General features: G+C 64.8%; 17 protein-coding genes. 7 read left to right on the forward strand and 10 right to left on the reverse strand.

Features of this window, described 5'->3' with window-relative positions:
- Window positions 1–44 precede the first annotated feature (44 nt).
- From CKW22_RS13710 to CKW22_RS13750, 9 genes are all read right to left on the reverse strand, one after another.
- Window positions 45–1,160 carry a succinylglutamate desuccinylase/aspartoacylase family protein gene (locus CKW22_RS13710; RefSeq protein WP_095064238.1) on the reverse strand — a complete coding sequence of 372 codons (1,116 nt, stop codon included), beginning with the start codon at window positions 1,158–1,160 and terminating at the stop codon, window positions 45–47.
- Window positions 1,161–1,243: 83 nt separating this feature from the next.
- A complete protein-coding gene (locus CKW22_RS13715; RefSeq protein ID WP_033702650.1) occupies window positions 1,244–2,902 on the reverse strand; it encodes an ATP-dependent DNA ligase in 1,659 nt (552 codons plus the stop codon).
- A complete protein-coding gene (locus CKW22_RS13720; RefSeq protein ID WP_033702649.1) occupies window positions 2,899–3,915 on the reverse strand; it encodes a ligase-associated DNA damage response exonuclease in 1,017 nt (338 codons plus the stop codon). The genes CKW22_RS13715 and CKW22_RS13720 overlap by 4 nt, the downstream gene beginning before the upstream one ends.
- A 99-nt stretch (window positions 3,916–4,014) precedes the next feature.
- Window positions 4,015–4,356 (reverse strand): hypothetical protein, encoded by a 342-nt coding sequence (locus CKW22_RS13725; RefSeq protein WP_033702648.1) that lies wholly within the window; start codon window positions 4,354–4,356, stop codon window positions 4,015–4,017.
- A 104-nt stretch (window positions 4,357–4,460) separates the two neighbouring features.
- Entirely contained in the window at window positions 4,461–6,902 is a 2,442-nt protein-coding gene (locus tag CKW22_RS13730; protein ID WP_033702647.1) for a penicillin acylase family protein, read from the reverse strand.
- 210 nt (window positions 6,903–7,112) lie between these two features.
- Window positions 7,113–7,316, reverse strand: coding sequence for an SEC-C metal-binding domain-containing protein (locus tag CKW22_RS13735; protein WP_033702646.1), 204 nt, complete (start codon window positions 7,314–7,316; stop codon window positions 7,113–7,115).
- A 7-nt stretch (window positions 7,317–7,323) separates the two neighbouring features.
- Window positions 7,324–7,800 carry an LEA type 2 family protein gene (locus tag CKW22_RS13740; RefSeq protein ID WP_033702988.1) on the reverse strand — a complete coding sequence of 159 codons (477 nt, stop codon included), beginning with the start codon at window positions 7,798–7,800 and terminating at the stop codon, window positions 7,324–7,326.
- Between the two features lie 2 nt (window positions 7,801–7,802).
- Window positions 7,803–8,279: a YchJ family protein gene (locus CKW22_RS13745; RefSeq protein ID WP_033702645.1), complete on the reverse strand. Its 477-nt coding sequence runs from the start codon at window positions 8,277–8,279 to the stop codon at window positions 7,803–7,805.
- Window positions 8,280–8,281: 2 nt separating this feature from the next.
- Window positions 8,282–8,776, reverse strand: coding sequence for a DUF6231 family protein (locus CKW22_RS13750; protein WP_033702644.1), 495 nt, complete (start codon window positions 8,774–8,776; stop codon window positions 8,282–8,284).
- 160 nt (window positions 8,777–8,936) lie between these two features.
- Here CKW22_RS13750 and CKW22_RS13755 point away from each other — a divergent pair, with 160 nt between their 5' ends.
- The 3 genes from CKW22_RS13755 to CKW22_RS13765 all read left to right on the forward strand — a co-directional run bounded on the left by CKW22_RS13755 (window position 8,937) and on the right by CKW22_RS13765 (window position 10,813).
- The gene (locus tag CKW22_RS13755) at window positions 8,937–9,629 is read left to right on the forward strand and encodes an OmpA family protein (RefSeq protein WP_033702643.1); all 693 of its coding nucleotides are present in this window, start codon (window positions 8,937–8,939) and stop codon (window positions 9,627–9,629) included.
- Between the two features lie 157 nt (window positions 9,630–9,786).
- Window positions 9,787–10,062, forward strand: a complete 276-nt coding sequence (locus tag CKW22_RS13760) for a DUF1145 domain-containing protein (RefSeq protein WP_033702642.1) — start codon at window positions 9,787–9,789, stop codon at window positions 10,060–10,062.
- Complete coding sequence (locus CKW22_RS13765; protein WP_033702641.1) at window positions 10,055–10,813, forward strand: hypothetical protein; 759 nt, start codon at window positions 10,055–10,057, stop codon at window positions 10,811–10,813. The genes CKW22_RS13760 and CKW22_RS13765 overlap by 8 nt, the downstream gene beginning before the upstream one ends.
- Window positions 10,814–10,849: 36 nt before the next feature.
- Here CKW22_RS13765 and CKW22_RS13770 read toward each other — a convergent pair whose 3' ends face one another.
- Window positions 10,850–11,314, reverse strand: a complete 465-nt coding sequence (locus CKW22_RS13770) for a CopD family protein (RefSeq protein WP_033702640.1) — start codon at window positions 11,312–11,314, stop codon at window positions 10,850–10,852.
- Between the two features lie 98 nt (window positions 11,315–11,412).
- On the opposite strand from CKW22_RS13770, the gene dinG reads away from it, so the two are divergent.
- The 4 genes from dinG to CKW22_RS13790 all read left to right on the forward strand — a co-directional run bounded on the left by dinG (window position 11,413) and on the right by CKW22_RS13790 (window position 18,230).
- Window positions 11,413–13,557 (forward strand): ATP-dependent DNA helicase DinG, encoded by a 2,145-nt coding sequence (gene dinG / locus CKW22_RS13775; protein ID WP_033702639.1) that lies wholly within the window; start codon window positions 11,413–11,415, stop codon window positions 13,555–13,557.
- A gap of 81 nt (window positions 13,558–13,638) precedes the next feature.
- Entirely contained in the window at window positions 13,639–15,876 is a 2,238-nt protein-coding gene (locus CKW22_RS13780) for a beta-galactosidase (RefSeq protein WP_095064239.1), read from the forward strand.
- A 120-nt stretch (window positions 15,877–15,996) separates the two neighbouring features.
- On the forward strand, window positions 15,997–17,142 hold the full coding sequence (locus tag CKW22_RS13785; RefSeq protein ID WP_095064240.1) for a serine hydrolase domain-containing protein: 1,146 nt from the start codon (window positions 15,997–15,999) through the stop codon (window positions 17,140–17,142).
- Between the two features lie 98 nt (window positions 17,143–17,240).
- Entirely contained in the window at window positions 17,241–18,230 is a 990-nt protein-coding gene (locus CKW22_RS13790) for an OmpA family protein (RefSeq protein ID WP_095064241.1), read from the forward strand.
- Window positions 18,231–18,236 lie beyond the last annotated feature (6 nt).

Raw genomic sequence — 18,236 nt, forward strand, 5'->3', positions numbered from 1 at the left:
TGTGCTTCTACTGACCGCTTGCCCGGCCGATTGGTTTTACCGGATCAGTTACCCAGTAGGTAGCCGCTGCGGCACACGTGCTCGCCGGCCACATGGGCGATGACCATGCCCGCCGTCGCCATGCGCCGCACGCTGCGGGCGTACAGCAGGCCGGGTTGGCTGTTGCGCACGGCGGTTACCCGGTCGTTGAGCGGGTCGATGACTTCGGCGATCAACTGGTCGGCTTGCAGGTGCTGGCCTGGGCGGGCGTGGTACACCAGCAAGCCGCCCAGCGGTGCAGATATCGGTTCCACGGCGGCTAACGGCGTGGCCGGGCGGGGCAGCGGTGGAAGGGGCGCGTGGGCCCCTTCGATGACGCCGGCATGGGTCAGGAAGTCGAGTATCGCCTGGCAGTCCTTGCCGGCCAGTTCGTGGCTAACATCCGCCTGCCCACGCAACTCGACGGTCACCGCACAGCAGCCCAGCGGGATCGGGAAACGCTTGCCGAAGCGTTGCTGCAACTGCCACCAGACCAGGCTCAAACATTCATCGAACGATTGCCCGCCGGAGTCGGTGGCCAGCAAGCTGGCCTGGGCCCCCAAATAACGGGCCAGTGGCTCGATCTGTGGCCAGGCTTCGGGTGTGGTGTACAGGTGCTCGACGGCTTCGAAGTCGCAGTGCAGGTCCAGTATCAGGTCGGCGTCACAGGCCAGGCGCTGCAGGATCAGGCGCTGGGCCTGGAGGGGCGTGCGGGTGGGGTATGCGTCCAGCCCGCGGCGCAGGTATTCACGGATCAGGGCAATGTTGTGGGCCGGGTCCTGGGTCAGGTGCTGTTCGATCTGATCACCGATGCTGTCCGACAAGTCGACGAAATTGCGATTGAAGTTCTCGCCGCTTTGCAGTTCGAAGCGCCCCAGCGGTGCGTCCAGCAGTACCTGTTCCAGGCCTACCGGGTTAGCCACCGGCACCAGGATGATTTCCCGTTGCAGACGGCCCTGCTGCTCCAACTCGGCCAGCCGCCGCTTGAGGTGCCACGCCACCAGCATGCCGGGCAGTTCGTCGGCATGCAGCGAGGCCTGGATGTACACCTTGCCGCCACCGCGTGGGCCAAAGTGGAAGCTGTGCAGTTGGCGTGAGATGCCCGGTACGGGGGCAAGCAGGTCGTGGGTCGAATGGTGCATGGGGGTCCTGGCTACGTGGCGAAAACGGTCTGCGACACGGGTCGGCACAAAGATAGAAGCATAGTTTGCCACTCTGTGCCTCTTCAGATCAGCAATGCCTGCAATGTGGCCAGGTCGTCGGCTTCTTCCACCGGTTTGTCCAGGCGCCAGCGCAGCATGCGCGGAAAGCGCACGGCGATGCCGCTTTTGTGGCGGCTGGACAGGGCAATGCCCTCGAAGCCCAGTTCAAAGACCAGGGTTGGGGTCACGCTGCGCACCGGGCCGAACGTTTCAACGGTGGTCTTGCGGATGATCGCGTCGACCTTGCGCATCTCTTCATCGCTCAGCCCGGAATAGGCCTTGGCGAAGGGAACCAAGGCCCGCTCGGGGCTGCCCGGGGGCGCGTTCCACACGGCAAACGTGTAGTCGCTGTAGAGGCTGGCGCGGCGGCCATGGCCGCGTTGGGCGTAAATCAATACGGCATCGACGCTGAACGGGTCGATCTTCCATTTCCACCAGGTGCCCATGTCCTTGGTGCGGCCTACGCCATACAGGGCCTCACGCTGCTTGAGCATCAGGCCTTCCACGCCCAGGCTACGCGACTGCTCACGCTGCTCGGCGAGGTCGGCCCAGCTCAGCCCTTCGAGTAACGGCGAGAGCAGCACCGGCGCCAGTGGGTATTCTGCCACCAGGCGCTCCAGTTGCCGACGACGCGCGTGCTGCGCGCGGTTGCGCCAATCCTCGCCCTGCCATTCCAGCAGGTCGTAGGCCTGCAGCACCACGGGGGCATCGGCCAACAGCTTCTTGCCCAAGGTCTTGCGGCCCAGGCGCTGTTGCAGCAGGGCGAAGGGCTGCACGGCCAGCGCACCGCGGGTGGCGCCAGGCTTCCAGACCAGAATCTCGCCATCGAGCACAACGCCATCCGGCAAGGTTTGCGCCAAGCTGTGCAGCTCGGGGAAGCGATCGGTGACCAGTTCTTCGCCGCGTGACCAGACCCACAGCTGGCCGTCACGCTTGACCACCTGGGCGCGGATGCCGTCCCATTTCCATTCGACCTGCCAATCGCTCGGTGGCCCGAGCAGCGCATCGAACTGCTCGGTTGGCGCCTGCAACGCATGCGCCAGGAAGAATGGATACGGCTGGCCGCCGCGCTGGCTGTGCTCATCGGCCGACTCGGCGGCCACCAAACGGTGGTAATCGGCGGCGCTGGGGCGGTGGCCGATGTCGGTGTAGCCGACCAGGCGTTGGGCCACGCGCTTGGCGTCGAGGCCTGCCAGCTGAGCCAGGGCGCGGGTGACCAGCAGCTTGGACACACCAACGCGAAAGCTGCCGGTGATCAGCTTCAGGCACAGCATCAGGCTGGGCCGGTCGAGCTGCGCCCAGAGCGGTGGCAGGCGCTGGCGGACCTCTTCGGCCGGCAACCCGCGAAGGGGCAGCAGGTGAGCCTCGACCCAGTAGGCCAAGCCATCGTCGCTGCCCTGGCCGTTCTGAGGCAGCAGCAACGAAATGGTCTCGGCAAGGTCGCCCACGGCTTGGTAACTTTCTTCGAACAGCCAGTCGGGCAGTGCTGCCAGGGCAGTGGCCAGCTCACGCAGCACACGGGTGGGCACCAGTTGCCGGGGGCGGCCACCGGCCAGGAAGTAAACGGCCCAGGCCGCATCGTCGGCAGGGGCCTGGGCAAAGTAATCGCGCAACGCTTCGAGCTTGGCGTTGCTGGAGGTGGTCGCGTCCAGGCGCAGGTACAGCGCGGCAAAGGCCTTCATGCCTCGGCACCGGCGGGTGTCGACTCGTCTTCATCGCCGTATTCGGTGGCGAAGGCACGGGCATCCAGGCCCTGTTCGTTGAGATAGCGCACCAGCACGTTGACCGAACCATGGGTGACCATCACCCGCTGTGCACCGGTCTGGCCGATGGCCCACAGCAGCCCTGGCCAGTCAGCATGGTCCGACAGCACGAAGCCGCGGTCGACGCCACGTCGGCGGCGTGTACCGCGCAACAGCATCCAGCCGCTGGCGAAGGCATCGCTGTAGTCGCCGAAGCGGCGCATCCAGCTGCTGCCGCCGGCTGACGGTGGGGCCAGGACCAAGGCCTGGCGCAGCAACGGGTCGTTGCGTGGGATATCGCCGGCATAGCGAGTTTCTGGCAAGTACACGCCTGCCTCTCGGTACACCCGGTTCAGCGGCTCGACCGCACCGTGCACCAGAATTGGCCCGATACTCGCGTCCAGCCCATGAAGGATGCGCTGCGCCTTGCCGAAGGCGTAGCAGAACAGCACGCTGGCTTTGCCCTGATCGCGGTTGGCCCGCCACCAGGCATTGATGCCGGCAAAGACCTCGGCCTGGCTGGGCCAGCGATAGATCGGCAGGCCGAAGGTCGACTCGGTGATGAAGGTGTGGCACGCCACGGGCTCGAAGGCTGCGCAGGTGCCGTCGGGTTCGACTTTGTAGTCGCCCGAAGCGACCCAGACTTGGCCCTGGTGTTCCAGGCGCACTTGCGCCGAACCCAGTACGTGACCGGCCGGGTGCAGGCTCAGGGTAACCCCGTGGTGGCGGATGCGCTCGCCGTAGGCCAGGGTCTGCAGGTCGATAGCCTGGCCCAGGCGACTGCGCAAGATACCTTCGCCAGAGGCGGCAGTGAGGTAGTGGCGATTACCGGTACGCGCGTGATCACCGTGGCCATGGGTGATGATGGCACGGTCCACCGGCCGCCAGGGGTCGATGTAGAAATCACCGGGCGGGCAGTACAGGCCTTCGGGGCGGGCGATTACGAGGTCCATGGCACGGCGGCTGGCAAAGGGCTTGCTAAGTCAGAGCGTGGCAGGTATCGGGAAGTTCGAAATTGAACGGGCAGCCCTGGAGCAGGGCTGCCTGGGGCATCAGGAAATCGCTATCTTCCAACCGGACAACTGAGCTTCGGAGATGCTGATTTTTGCAACGCGCGCAATGTTGAGGCGCTTGCCATCGTGCATGAGGTAGGGGGAGGTGTGGAAGTGGTCCCACACGGTTTCGGCATCTACGGGCAGCAGGTCTTCGGTATTGTAGGTGAACGCGATGGTGGCTGGCGAAGTGGTGGCCGGGGCAGCGACATCTTCATCGCAGATCAACCGGTAGCTGGCTGCCTCGGTGCCGACCCAGATTTGGGCGTTCACGGTAGCGCCAGCCGGGACGTCAAGCGTTTCTGGCCAGGAAATTTCTATGTTCAGTGTTTCAGTAGTCATGGTGGCATCCTTATGAGAAATGGCCGCACTCGATAGGAACTACCCAGTGCGGTGCCGAGGATGCTAAGAGCCCGACGCGCTGTTGATCAGAGGGAAACTGGCCTCTAGCGGCCAGGCACCAAGGTCAGCCGCGGGTTGCCATAGGCCCGCGCAAAGTTCTGCGGTTGCAGCGGCAGGCTCATGAAGCGGCCCTTGAACCAGGCGTCCAGCCCATCGCCGTAGTGCTGGCTGGCCGGGTTGCCGGACTGGCCGCTGCTAGTCAGTACCTGCAAGGGTTCGGCCTGGCCGAAGTCGACGACCATGCGTGCCGAGGCCGGCAGGCGCGTGTCGAAGTCATTGCCCCAGGCGTAGGGTGTCAGTGCCAGGGTACTGAAATCGCCACCGGCAGCCAGCGGTGAGCGGCTGAGGGTGTCCCCCAGGCCGTGATAGGCCGGTGCTGGCCAGCGGTACTGGTGCAGTTTGCCCCATTGCCACGCGCGGCGGTCGGCGCCGAGTTGCGCAGTGCCTGCATCCACCGCAGCGGCCAGGCTGCGGGCGAGGATTGCCGGCTTGTCTTCCTTGAGCGGTGTGCTGCGGTCATCCCAGAACGGGCTGTCCTCGCGGCCCAGCAGGTGGTCGGCCTGGGCCGAGTAGGACAAACGGGCATTGCTGACGAACGCCTGCCAGGCAGGGCTGGACACCGGCCCGAGGTCGTCGAGGAACGTTTCGCGGGCGAACGCCTGGAGGAACAATTCGTACAGTGCGGCATCCGCCGACACCGGGCTCAGGCGGCCATCGAACGCCTTGAGCCGGGCCAGGGCGTCGCGGGCTTTGTCGCGCTCAGCGGGCGACAGTGCGTCGATCGCCTGCTTGAGCGGCTGGGCCATGCCCGGGGCGTCGAACATCTGCTTGAGCTTGTCGGCCAGCAGGGTGACTTGGTCGTTCTGCAGGGCCATCAGGCTGCGGCTGTCGTGGCGGCCGTTAGCGGCCAACTGGGCCAGGCGCTCGGCGCGTTCGGGGTAGTACCAGGTGTTGGACAACTGCATGCCGTAGCCGCGCGGCAGGCTGCGCTGGTTGGCGTGGCCGATCCAGCCGGCGGGCGGGTCCTGGTCGTAAGGGTGCAGCATCGGGTCTGCGTAACCGTCCCAGTCGTAACGCCCGTCCCAACCGGGCGAGGGTAGCAGGCCCTGGCCTTCGCGGCGGTTGGGGTAGCGCCCACTGACCTGCCAGCCGATGTGATTAGGCTCGGCGAAGACGAAATTGAGCGCCGCTGCAGCGACTTCACGGGTGCTGTCGAAGGCGCGTTCGACCGTTTTGGCACGCGTCAGGTCGAACAGCGCGTCGAGGCTACGGTCGCCCTTCAATTGCGGCAGGGCCAGGGCCAGGCCCAGGTTTGCGTTACCCGGCTGGGCGAGCAGGGTGCCGTGGCGTGTGTCGTACATCACCTCGCGCAGAGGGCGTTGGCCGCGCACGAAGAAGGTTTCGCTGCGCGCCCGGGCCGGCTGCCACTTGCCATCGACCAGGTAGCTAAGCTGGTTGCCTTGGCGGCGCAGTTGTTCCAGGTACAGGTCCTGGTTGTCGGCCATCACGGCACTGCTGCTCCAGGCGACTTTGCCGTTGAAGCCGGCCAGCACGATCGGCAGGCCTGGCAGTGACAGGCCGGCGACCTGGTACTTGCTGGTGTGGATCTGCACCGGGCTCAAGGCCCAGGCCGCTTGGCTGTCGCTGGCCAGCAGGCTCTTGCCGCTGCGGCTGCGCTGGGCTGCCAAGGCCAGGTTGGCCGAGCCGGGGCTGCCTAGCAGGTCGAGGTCGGCGAGTTTCTGGCTGGCCGCCGCCAGAGCCGGCAAACCGGGTAGCTGGCGGGCCAGGTTCAGGCCCTTGAGCTTGTCCACTTCGGCGTCGGCCAAGGGCTCGTCCGGGGCGCCGGGCAGCAGCCAGGCCAGCTTGTCGCTGCCGACCTTCTGCGCCAAGGTCAGGGCACTGAGTTCCTCTTGCAGGTTCACCGACTGGCTGAAGGCGTACAGGCTGAAGATCAGCGCCGAGTCTTCCGGCTTCCAGTACTCGGGGCGATGGCCGCTGTTGGCCAGGCCGGCGGGCAGTTTGTCGCGGTAGCGGAACAGGTAGGCGTTGACCCCGCGGGCGTAGACCTCGAAGAAGCGCTTGAGCCGTGGCGACGCGTCGGCGTATTGCTGGGCGGCGCTTTGCTTGAGGTTGGCGGCCCGCATCAGGCGGTCGATGTCCAGTGCTTCGCTGCCGGCCAGTTCGGCAAGGCGGCCCTGGGCGAGCAGGCGCATGGCGACCATCTGTTCGATGCGATCGCCGGCATGTACATACCCCAGGCTGAACAGGGCGTCATGGAAGTTGCCGCTCTCGATCAGCGGAGCGCCCATGGCATTGCGCCGTACCGAGACGTTTTGCGCCAGGCCCTTGAGGGGTTGCACGCCGGTGGTCGGTGGCACGCTGCCCTGATAGCCGCCCATCTGGCAACCGGCGAGTCCGAGCGTGCCGAGCAGCGTGGCAGCGGTCGTGAACCGCAGGCGGAAGGGAGGAAAGGCGGGGGCGGCCATGACAAGGGCTCCTGCAAGGCGTGGCGGGGGTTTGGAAGGCGCTAAGGTAGTGAGCGCGCAGGCGCGGTGCAAGGTGCTGGGGCGGTTTATTTACGAATGGTAGGGGAGATTCGAGGTGCTTGGCTTGGGTATTGAGGTGCTGTCGAGATCGAGCGCCCTCATGCTCAAGGCATGTACGAGGCGCTCGATATCATCAGCACAGCGGTCGCATCAAGCGCCGTGGCACTTCTTGAATTTCTTCTCGCTGCCGCAGGGGCAAGGATCGTTGCGGCCAACGTCCTTCAGGGCGTTACGCACCGGCTCCTGATGGCCGTGGTTGCAGTGCGGGCCGTGCACATGGCCATGGTCGTGATCGTGCGGGTGATCATGATCGTGGTTGCAGTCAGGGCCATGAACATGGGGTTGCTGGGTCATTGCAGGGTTACTCCGGTAAGAAATCACCGGGGATTATCTCACCACTGCGCGACAAGTGCAGGTCCCGATGGATGAGTAGCCCCGTGGCCAGTTCCCCCTGCAGGGTGTAGTGCAGCGGTTGTTCGCTTTTAAGCAGCTTGGCCAGTGGCTTGAGGTGCTGCCACAAGTTGGTCCGCGCGGTGATCTTGAACGTGCGCCGAGCATGGCCGCCAACGCTGCGCCAGACACTGGTCTCATCCTGCACCAGCAGCAGGTCGTTGAGCCGTATCGAATACGCCAGGCTACGGATGAACAGCCGGCTGTCGTTCGGGTTGTCGACACGCAGGTGCAGCACGAATTCCTGCTGCAGCAACTTGGCCTTGACCGTCTCGACCTTGACCAGATGTACCTCGGGTTCGCGCCAGTCGTCGCCGCCCCAGCTGGCGCAGCCGGCCAGCAGGGCCAACAAGGCGCCAAGCACGAGTACGCGGGCCTGGGCGATCATGTTCAGCTGGCCACGTAGCTTGCGCAGCATTTCTTGAATTTCTGACCGCTGGCGCAGGGGCAAGGGTCGTTGCGCCCGGCCTTGAGCCCGACCGTGGGGTCGATGAAGTACCAGCGCCCATCATGCTGGACGAACGCCGAACGCTCGCGGTGTTGGTGATCGCCCTCCTGATCGTGCCAGCGAGCGGTGAAGGTGACAAAGCCGTGCTCAGGCTGGCCACCCAGCACCTCGGCGTTTTCCACTTCCAGCCCCAGCCAGGTGCTCTGTGCGCTCCAGCTGGCCATCGCGGCACGGTCCAGTTCCGCCTGCTGGGCCGGCAGGGTGGTGTGCACCAGGTAATCGATCAGGCCCAGCACGTAAGCGCTGTAGCGCGAGCGCATCAGCGTCTGGGCATCGGGGGCCGGGGTTCCGGCATGGTAGTGCCCGCAGCAGGCGTCCAGCAGGTTGCCACTGCCACAAGGGCAGACCGAGACACTCATCATCACCACCAGTACTTTCCAAAATTTTCAGGGTTGGCCCAGAACCGCGCATTGAGCCAGTCCGGGACTTGCTTGTAGTCATGTAGATCATAGGTGAACAGGCTCAGTACCTGCCCTTCACGACGGAATTTTTCGCTGGCCGACAAGGCCAGGGCGAAGAAATCGGTGTCTTGCCAGCCGCAAGCCGAGAGGTCGGCCAGCACGGCAACCCTGCTGGCATTGAGGTTGCGAATGCCACCGAGCAGTTCCAGGCCCGTGCGTTTGGGCAGGTGTTCCAGGCAGTCCACCAGCACCGCCAAGTCGAAGCGTTGGTTTGCCAGGTCAACCGGCAGCGGCCCAGGCGCGGTCGTTGCGATCACCACCTGCGGGTGAGCCTGGGCAAAGGCGTCCAGCGCGGGGAAGCGTGTGCCTACCAGCAACAGGCGTTGGGGGGTGAAACGATCGAGCAGGGCTGCCAGGGCCTGCTGGGGGGTGCGCTGGGAAAAACCGTCGGTCATTGCCTATCCTCGTTCAAGTCGTCCAAGACTAGCGGGCCGCAGCGCGTGGGCAAAGCGTCATGTGACTGCGTCGTGGCTTATTGCTGGCAGGGATGGAATGTGCGGTCTTTACTGCCAGAGATCGGCCTTATGCCGATTCCCCCTAGGAGATGCGACGAAAATGAGCATAGTACGCACAGCGATACCCCTGGTACTGCTCACCAGTGTGTTGACTGGTTGTGCAGGTTTGCAAAAGACCGACTGGCCGAAGTGTGCTGCCGTCGGGGGTGTAGGCGGCGCCGCCTTGGGCGCCATCGAGAGTTCCAGCTGGGCTGGCTGGGGCGCGTTGCTGGGCGGTGGCCTGGCGGCGGGCTATTGCTGGGCCCATGGCGATGGCGACGAGGATGGTGACGGCGTGCCGGACAGCCGAGACAAATGCCCAGGCACCCCGCGCGGCGTGCAGGTCGATGCCAATGGCTGCCCACCGGAGCCGGTCGCGGTGGTCGAGGAAGTGGTGGTGCAGAAGGAAGAAGTCATCGTCATCCGCGACGTGCACTTCGAGTTCGACTCTGCACGCCTGACTGCAGCCGATAAAGAGCGCCTCAATACCATCTCCACCCGCCTCAAGCAGGAAGCACCCAGTGCGCGGCTGAGTGTCAGTGGCCATACCGACAGTGTCGGGTCAGACAGCTACAACCAAAAACTGTCCGAGCGCCGTGCTCATTCGGTGACCGATTACCTGGTCGAAAGCGGCGTACCCCGCAGCAGCTTCGTCTCGGTGGTCGGTGCGGGTGAAACCCAACCTGTGGCAGACAATGCCACCGCCGATGGGCGCGCCATGAACCGTCGCACGGAGATCAAGATCCAGCGCTGACGGCCCGCGCCCGCGCCTTGGGCAGTGGCGCGGGCGCGCTTTCAAACCGGCAAGCCGGGTGTGGCCAATGACACAGGCAGCCAGTGCAGGTACTGTTGGCCGCACGGCCCGCTCGAACGGGCCGTTTAGACAGAACAATAAATGCAGGGGGCGGGGCATGAAATTCATCCTGGGCCTGGGCAAGGTCCTGACGGTTGTCTTCTGGGGTGTGGTGCTGTTCAATCTGCTGCTGCCACAACCACTGCCATTCAATCTTCTGATCAATACGGCAGGCATTGTCCTGCTGAGCCTGCATGTGCTCGAGGTGCTGTTCTTCAACGCCAGCCTGCGTGGCCGTAGCCACCGGTGGTTCGACCGTCTGCAGATCCTGCTGACGGGTATTTTCCATGTCATGTCCATTCCTCGTGCGCAGGAGGCGCCGCGCAATGCGTAATCTGATGTTGCTGGCCATGTTGGCTGCTCCCCTGGCCCAGGCCGAAACCCTTGAAGTGGCGTCCAATTCCATGCTGCGCCTGCCCGACAAGTCGGCCAGCGTGCACTTGGAGCATTTGCGCGTGGCCGATTCGGCGACGTTGCTGCTGCCTGCCACGCTGACCGAGTTGACCATCGATCATCTGCAATTGGGGCGTGATGCGCGTATCGCCATTGCCCCTTCTGACCACCCGTTGCGCATCGAGGTGCGCAACGCCCAAATGGGCGAGGGTAGCGAGATCAGTGCCCCGGGTGCGTCGGGCACCTACCAGCGTGCGGCCCGTTCCGGTCGAAGCCTGGACCTGAAGCTGGAGGAGGTCGATGCCGGGCTGTTGTCGATCGACGCACGAGGTGGCGCGGGTGCGCCCGGTTATGCCGGGCTCGACGGCGCCAACGGCCAGCCTGGAGGCTGTACCTGGGGCCAGGCCAGCCGCGGCGCCAATGGCGATGACGGGGGCAATGGGCACGATGGCGCGGCGGGTGGGCGAATTCGCCTGAGCCTGCCGCAAGGTTTTGCCCAGGAGCGCATCGTGGCGCGCCTGGATGGCGGTGCGCCAGGCCAGGCCGGTGCCGCTGGCAAGGCCGGCAAGGGCGGGGCGAGCAAAGGGTGCCTGGTGTATCGCACCAATGCCGGCGCCAGCGGCCGGCCAGGGCAACCGGGCCAGCCAGGCCTGGCCGGCGCTTCAGGTGAGTTGATCCTGCAACGCCTTTGACGTTAAAGGGCGGCGTGGCCCAAGGGGGCGCGTCGCCTACAGCATCAATCGCGAACTGGCCACTGCCACCACGGCGATGCCCAGCAGCAGGTTGATCCCGACCATGCGTCGAATCCTTCCCAGCACCGCAGCCCCCGCTGGCCAGTCCTCTGCTTGCACGGCCGTTTTCAGCTCTGGCAACAGTAACGCCTGGATGCGCATGAACAGGGCGAACATGGCGATACCCCCACCGATCATCACCTGCACGTACTTGGGCGCGGTCTCCAGGCCCGTGAAGCGCATGTGCAACATGCCGATACCACTTATCGCCAAGATCGCCACTGCCACCCAGACCCAGCCGAAGAAGCGTCGGAAAACTTCCACCCACAACCGCAGGCGAGCAGGCCCGTCGAGGGCTGCAACCGTTGCCGGGCGCAGCACCAGCCAGGCGAAGAACATGCCGCCGACCCAGACCAAGGCGGCCAGGACATGCAGTGTGTAGGGCAGGGCAAAGGCAAGCATCCGGATCTCCATGCGGCATAAAGGGCAATAGCGGGGTATGATAGCCGCCCCATGCGAAACACTGAAAATATATCCAGCCCTTCGGGCGCCTGCAGACCATGATCAGCAACGAACTCAAAGCCACTATCCAAGGCGCCTACTCGCGTTTTCTCGAAGCCAAGAGCCTCAAGCCGCGTTACGGCCAGCGCCTGATGATCGCCGAAGTGGCCAAGGTACTCGGCGACATCGCCTGCGACGATGAAGGCCGCCGCGCCGGCGAGCCTGCCGTGGTCGCGGTGGAGGCCGGCACCGGTACCGGCAAGACGGTCGCCTATGCGCTGGCCGCGATCCCGGCTGCCAAGGCGGCCGGCAAACGCCTGGTCATCGCCACCGCCACTGTCGCCCTGCAGGAGCAGATCGTCTTCAAGGACCTGCCCGACCTGATGCGCAACAGCGGGCTGAACTTCAGCTTCGCTTTGGCCAAGGGGCGCGGCCGTTACCTGTGCCTGTCCAAGCTCGACGTGCTGCTGCAGGAAGGCCACGCGCAGTCGGCCACCGCCCAGTTGTTCGAGGAAGAAGGCTTTCACATCGAGGTCGACGAGCGCAGCCAGAAGCTGTTCAACAGCATGATCGAGAAGCTGGCGGGCAACCGCTGGGATGGCGACCGTGACAGCTGGTCCGAAGCCCTGGAAGACCAGGACTGGTCACGCCTGACCACCGACCATAGCCAGTGCACGGGCCGCCACTGCCCGAACTTCCAGCAGTGCGTGTTCTACAAGGCGCGCGAAGGCATGGGCAAGGTCGACGTGATCGTGACCAACCATGACATGGTCCTGGCTGACCTGGCCCTGGGTGGCGGCGCGGTGCTGCCCGACCCCCGCGACACCCTGTACGTGTTCGACGAAGGCCACCACCTGCCGGACAAGGCCATCGGCCATTTCGCCCATTACTCGCGCCTGCGCTCCACCGCCGACTGGCTGGAGCAGACCGCCAAGAACCTGACCAAGCTGCTGGCCCAGCACCCGCTGCCGGGGGACCTGGGCAAACTGATCGAACAGGTGCCGGAGCTGGCCCGCGAGATCCGTACCCAGCAGCAGTTCATGTTCACCCTGTGCGAGCAAGTCGCGGACTTCCGCCCCAGTGAAGACACCGAGGGCCGTGAGCGCCCGCGCTATCGCTTCGAAGGCGGTGTGGTGCCGGAGCAGATCCGCGAGGTGGGCATCGAGTTGAAGAAGGGCTTTGCCCGCCTCAACGATCTGTTCACCCGCCTGGCCGACTTGTTGAAGGAAGGCATGGATGGTGAAGTTAATATCGGTATCGCCAGCCATCAGGCCGAGGAATGGTACCCGCTGTTTGGCAGCCTGGTGACCCGTGCCCAGGGCAACTGGGAACTGTGGACGGCATTCACCGCCGAAGACCCCGAGGACAGCCCGCCCATGGCGCGCTGGCTGACCCTGGCCGAGAGCGGTGCGCTGTTCGACATCGAAGTCAACGCCAGCCCCATTCTGGCGGCCGAAATGCTCCGTCGCAGCCTGTGGAGCGTCGCCCACGGTGCGCTGGTAACCTCCGCCACGCTCACCGCACTGGGCAAGTTCGACCGTTACCGCATGCGCTCTGGCCTGCCTCGCGATGCTGTTACCTGCGTGGTGCCCAGCCCATTCGTGCATGGCGATGCCGGCGTGCTGCGGGTGCCCGACCTGGGCGCCGATCCGCGTGATGCGACGGCGCACACCGCGGCGATCATCCGTGAACTGCCCAACATGCTCGATGATGCACGTGGCGCGCTGGTGCTGTTCTCGTCGCGCAAGCAGATGCAGGATGTGTTCGACGGCCTGGACCGCGACTGGCGCAAGCTGGTGCTGATCCAGGGCAACCTCTCCAAGCAGGAAACCCTGAACAAGCACAAGGCGCGGGTCGATGATGGCCAGCACAGCGTGTTGTTCGGCCTGGCCAGCTTTGCCGAGGGGGTCGACCTTCCCGGCGCTTATTGCGAGCACGTGGTGATCGCCAAGATTCCCTTCGCGGTGCCTGACGACCCGGTCGAAGCGGCCCTGGCGGAGTGGATCGAGGCCCGTGGTGGCAACCCGTTCATGGAAATTGCCGTGCCCGACGCCTCTTTGCGCCTGATTCAGGCCTGCGGCCGGCTGCTGCGTACCGAGCAGGATCGCGGTGTCATCACCTTGCTCGATCGACGTCTGGTCACCCAGCGCTACGGCAAGGCTATTCTCAATGCGCTACCGCCGTTCCGGCGGGAGATTTCCTGACCGCCGGAGCACTCTGCACCGGCTTGTTGTCCATCACTCAGTCTTGGGCTCATGAGGGCCCTGAAGGAGAGCCCCAGCCTTATGGTCCGCCGTACCCTGCCTGTCGTATTCGCCCTGTTGTTCAGCTCGCCATTATTGGCCGGGCAGCAGACGCTGTTCAGCTTCGTGCGCCCGGCCTCGGTGGTCAATGTGGTGACCGAGGATGCCGGCATGCCGCAGTACAACGCAGAGCAGACGGCCGGGGGTGAGGTGTTGCGGCGCGTGGTGTTCAACCCGGCCGAGCGCCCGACCTTGCGCCTGAGCCCGCAGAGCGGTGTGTGGGACTGGTCAGCCGGGCAGTTCCTGACCTTGCGCCTGCAAAGCGCAATGGACTGGGCGCTGACCGTGGACGTTACCGTGTTGGGCAGTGATGGCCGCACCCTGACCAGCCGCATCGACCTGCCCGCAGGCCCCGCCCAGACGGTGATGGTACCGCTCAAGGCCAGCTCGCCGTTGAGCCAGGGCATGCGCGCCGGGCCGCCGATGCCATGGGCGTACGCAGGCCAACGCCTGCTGCTGACCAGCAGCGCGGGTGCGGTCGACCTCAAACAAGTGGCGTCTGTCAGCCTGACGATCCCCAACCCCAAGGTGGCGCAGAACCTGCTGATCGAGAAAGTGGGTATTCAGGATGACGACCAGGCCTACCAGGCCGCCTACCATGAATTGATCGACGCTTACGGCCAGTCCACACGCGGCCAATGGCCAGAGAAGATTGCCAGCGACGAACAGCTCAGGGCTGCCGAAGGCCGTGAGCAGCAGCAACTCAAGGGCTGGTTGGCAGAGCACGGCAAGCAGCAACTGGACAGCTATGGCGGGTTGCTGGGCGGGCCGGCGTTCGAGGCCAAGGGTTTTTTCCGTACCGAGAAGCGTGATGGCCGCTGGTACCTGGTCACGCCAGAGGGCAACCCGTTCTACTCGCTGGGCGTCAATGCCGTGGCCGCTGATGGCGGGCGCACCTACGTCGAAGGCCGGGACGGCATGTTCAAGGCGCTGCCGGCCGAGGGCGATCCGCTGGCGGCGTTCTATGGCAAGGATAACAACGACGACGGCAATGCCTCTTCGCAAGGGCGCAACTTCAAGCAGGGGCGCTGGTTCGACTTTTATGCCGCCAATATCCAGCGCACCTATGGCAAGCCTTGCCTTCCCAGCGTCGAGGGCCAGCCGGCAGCCGATTGCCCACCGCAGGTGCTGGATGCCACGCGCTGGCAGGCGCACGCGCTCGACCGCCTGCAAGCCTGGGGTTTCAATACCCTGGGTAACTGGAGCGACCCTGGCCTGGGCCAGGCCAAGCGCATGCCCTATACCTTGCCGCTGTCAATCGTTGGTGACTATGCCAGCATCAGCACCGGCATGGACTGGTGGGGCAGCATGCCCGACCCCTTCGACCCTCGCTTTGCCATGGCTACAGAACGTGCCGTCGCCATCGCTGCCCGGGACCACCGCGATGACCCCTGGCTGATCGGCTACTTCGCCGACAACGAACTGGCCTGGGCCGCACCGGGCAATGACCCCAAGGCGCGCTACGGGCTGGCCTATGGCACCTTGCGCCTGACCACCGATGTGCCCGCCAAGCGCGCCTTCCTCAAGCAGCTGCGTGACAAGTACCGCAACCAGGAGGGGCTGTCCAAGGCCTGGGGGATCGAACTGTCCGCCTGGGAGCTGATGGAAGACCCAGGGTTCGAGGCGCCTTTGCCCAACCCCGAGCACCCGGAGATCGAGCGGGACTACCAGCACTTCCAGCAGGTGTTCGCCGAGACCTACTTCAAGACCATCGCCGACTCGCTGAAGTGGCATGCGCCCAACCACCTGTTGCTTGGCGGCCGTTTTGCGCTCAGTACACCGGAGGCGGTCAAGGCCTGCGCCGAGTTCTGCGATGTGCTGAGCTTCAACTTCTATACCCTCAAACCCGAGGACGGTTACGACTTCGCTCGCCTGGCCGAGCTGGACAAGCCGGTGCTGGTGTCCGAGTTCCAGTTCGGTTCCCGCGACCGCGGGCCATTCTGGCCGGGGCCGCTGGAGGTGGCGCGTGAAGAGGACCGAGGGCCGGCCTATGGCAACTTCCTCAAGGCCGCGTTGGCGCAGCCGATGATCGTCGGCGCGCACTGGTTCCAATACCTGGACCAACCGGCCAGTGGGCGGTTGCTCGATGGCGAAAACGGCCACCTGGGGCTGGTGGCGATCACCGATGTGCCGTATCCGGGGTTCGTCGAGGCCGTACGCAAAAGCAACCAGCAGGCCATTGGTCAGTTGCGCACGCAACTGGCCAAGCCGCTCCCCTGAGCCATCGGGGCCGTCAAGCGGCCCCTTTGCTGGCGACCATCGAGCCTAAGCCAGTTTGCAAAACCGCCAACTACTGAAACAATGCACGCCATTTTCAGACGGTCGTACGGAGAACAGCGGGTGCAGATCCAGGGTCACTATGAGCTGAAGTTCGAGGCGGTGCGTGAAGCCTTCGCCGAGTTGTTCGATGATCCCCAGGAGCGTGGTGCGGCGCTGTGCATCCAGGTGGGCGGCGAGACCGTTATCGACCTGTGGGCGGGCACCGCCGACAAGGACGGGCAGCAGGCCTGGCACAGCGACACTATCGCCAACCTGTTCTCCTGCACCAAAACCTTCACTGCGGTCACCGCCTTGCAGTTGGTGGGCGAGGGCAAGCTGGCACTGGACGCTCCGGTGGCCCGTTACTGGCCCGAATTCGCCCAGGCCGACAAGCAGTCCATCACCCTGCGCCAGTTACTCAGCCATCGTGCGGGCCTGCCGGCCATCCGTGAACTGCTGCCTGCCGAGGCATTGGATGACTGGCAGGCGATGGTCGATGCCTTGGCCGCCGAAACCCCTTGGTGGACGCCTGGGGTCGAACACGGTTATGCCGCCATCACGTACGGCTGGCTGATCGGTGAGCTGATCCGCCGCGCTGATGGTCGTGGCCCAGGCGACTCGATCGTGGCCCGTACGGCGCGGCCGCTGGGGCTGGACTTTCATGTCGGCCTGGCCGACGAAGAATTCCATCGCGTGGCGCATATTGCGCGCGGCAAGGGCAACCCCGGCGATGCCGCTGCCCAGCGCTTGCTGCAGGTGACCATGCGCGAGCCTGAGGCGCTGTCCACCCGCGCCTTTACCAACCCGCCGGCGATTCTCACCAGCACCAACAAGCCCGAGTGGCGGCGCATGCAGCAGCCGGCGGCAAACGGCCACGGCAATGCCCGTAGCCTGGCCGGGTTCTATGCCGGCCTGCTCGATGGCAGCCTGCTTGAATCCGAGCTGCTCGACGAACTGACGCGCGAGCACAGTATCGGCCAGGACCGCACGCTGCTGACCCAGACCCGTTTCGGCCTGGGCTGCATGCTCGACCAGCCCGAGGTGGCCAATGCCACCTTTGGCCTCGGTGCCCGCGCCTTCGGGCACCCTGGCGCGGGCGGCTCGGTAGGTTTCGCCGACCCGGAGCACGATGTGGCCTTTGGCTTTGTGGTCAATACCCTGGGCCCCTATGTGCTGATGGACCCAAGAGCGCAGAAACTGGTACGCGTGCTTGCCAGTTGCCTTTGATCGGGTAATGCGGGTATTGGCCAACCCCTTTGACTATCCTCAATGCCAACGCCTGAATGCGTAGGCAAAATTTCTTTCTATTTCATGGTGTATCGCTGATGTCTTCACATAAAACCTTAGCACTCGCCCTGTGCCTGACCGCCGTTACCGGCTGCGCCAGTCACTCCCCGGACGCCGCGAAGGGCAGTGGCTCCAGCTGGTGGCCTTTCGGTTCGGACCAGGTTGCCGAGCAGGAAGTGAAGGAAGCCGTCACCGAAAAAGTGGCCAAGGCCGATGCCAAGTCGGAAAGCGCCAGCCGCTGGTGGTGGCCATTCGGCGGTGACGACAAGCAGGCCAAAGGGCCGGTCGTGCCGAAGATCGACCAGAAGGCTACCCAAGCCTGGCTGGACGAATACGAGCCCAAGCTGCGTGAAGCCATCAAGGACAGCAAACTTGAGCTGGAGCGCCGTGACAATGTCCTGGCGGTGACCATCCCGGTGGACAGTTCGTACAACCCTGACCGCCCGAACATGCTGCTGCCAATGACCCTGGGGCCGATCACCCGCGTAGCCAAGACCGTCGAGGGCGATGCCAAGACCGCGGTGCTGGTATTGGGCCATGCCGACAGCAGCGGTGCTGCGGCTGTCAACCAGAAGCTCAGCCTGGAGCGCGCCGCTTCGGTGTCGGCGATCTTCCGCCTCAGTGGCCTGCAACGTGATCGCCTGATCCTCAAGGGTATGGGTTCGGTCATGCCGCGTGCCGCCAACGACAGCGCCGAAGGCCGTGCCCTGAACCGCCGTGTGGAAATGCTGCTGACGCCGCAGAACACCATGGTGGCGCTGTTGGCCAAGTACCAACAGGCCACGCCGGCACCTACCCCAGCTTCGATGGTTGCTGTTCAGGATGCCAAGGCGCCTGCCGCCAAGGCTGCCACCAGCAAGCCCGCCGCCAAGGCCGCTGCCAAACCTGCCGCGAAAAAGCCTGTCGCCAAGGCCAAGGCACCTGCCAAGACTGCTGCCAAGAAGAAGGCCGCAGCGGTCAAGCCCGCCGCCAAGAAGGCGACCGTTGACAAAAAAGTAGCCGCCAACAGCCCTGCGAAGACCAACTGATCGTCA

This window comes from Pseudomonas sp. Irchel s3f19, from assembly GCF_900187555.1.
Lineage (GTDB): Bacteria > Pseudomonadota > Gammaproteobacteria > Pseudomonadales > Pseudomonadaceae > Aquipseudomonas > Aquipseudomonas capeferrum.

Coding starts and splice junctions, on each gene's coding strand:
- CKW22_RS13755 (WP_033702643.1), top strand. CDS start 8,937: ATGAGCATAGTACGCACAGCGATACCCCTGGTACTGCTCACCAGTGTG.
- CKW22_RS13750 (WP_033702644.1), bottom strand. CDS start 8,776: ATGACCGACGGTTTTTCCCAGCGCACCCCCCAGCAGGCCCTGGCAGCC.
- CKW22_RS13725 (WP_033702648.1), bottom strand. CDS start 4,356: ATGACTACTGAAACACTGAACATAGAAATTTCCTGGCCAGAAACGCTT.
- CKW22_RS13710 (WP_095064238.1), bottom strand. CDS start 1,160: ATGCACCATTCGACCCACGACCTGCTTGCCCCCGTACCGGGCATCTCA.
- CKW22_RS13760 (WP_033702642.1), top strand. CDS start 9,787: ATGAAATTCATCCTGGGCCTGGGCAAGGTCCTGACGGTTGTCTTCTGG.
- CKW22_RS13790 (WP_095064241.1), top strand. CDS start 17,241: ATGTCTTCACATAAAACCTTAGCACTCGCCCTGTGCCTGACCGCCGTT.
- CKW22_RS13735 (WP_033702646.1), bottom strand. CDS start 7,316: ATGACCCAGCAACCCCATGTTCATGGCCCTGACTGCAACCACGATCAT.
- dinG (WP_033702639.1), top strand. CDS start 11,413: ATGATCAGCAACGAACTCAAAGCCACTATCCAAGGCGCCTACTCGCGT.
- CKW22_RS13745 (WP_033702645.1), bottom strand. CDS start 8,279: ATGAGTGTCTCGGTCTGCCCTTGTGGCAGTGGCAACCTGCTGGACGCC.
- CKW22_RS13715 (WP_033702650.1), bottom strand. CDS start 2,902: ATGAAGGCCTTTGCCGCGCTGTACCTGCGCCTGGACGCGACCACCTCC.
- CKW22_RS13765 (WP_033702641.1), top strand. CDS start 10,055: ATGCGTAATCTGATGTTGCTGGCCATGTTGGCTGCTCCCCTGGCCCAG.
- CKW22_RS13770 (WP_033702640.1), bottom strand. CDS start 11,314: ATGCTTGCCTTTGCCCTGCCCTACACACTGCATGTCCTGGCCGCCTTG.
- CKW22_RS13720 (WP_033702649.1), bottom strand. CDS start 3,915: ATGGACCTCGTAATCGCCCGCCCCGAAGGCCTGTACTGCCCGCCCGGT.
- CKW22_RS13780 (WP_095064239.1), top strand. CDS start 13,639: ATGGTCCGCCGTACCCTGCCTGTCGTATTCGCCCTGTTGTTCAGCTCG.
- CKW22_RS13740 (WP_033702988.1), bottom strand. CDS start 7,800: ATGATCGCCCAGGCCCGCGTACTCGTGCTTGGCGCCTTGTTGGCCCTG.
- CKW22_RS13730 (WP_033702647.1), bottom strand. CDS start 6,902: ATGGCCGCCCCCGCCTTTCCTCCCTTCCGCCTGCGGTTCACGACCGCT.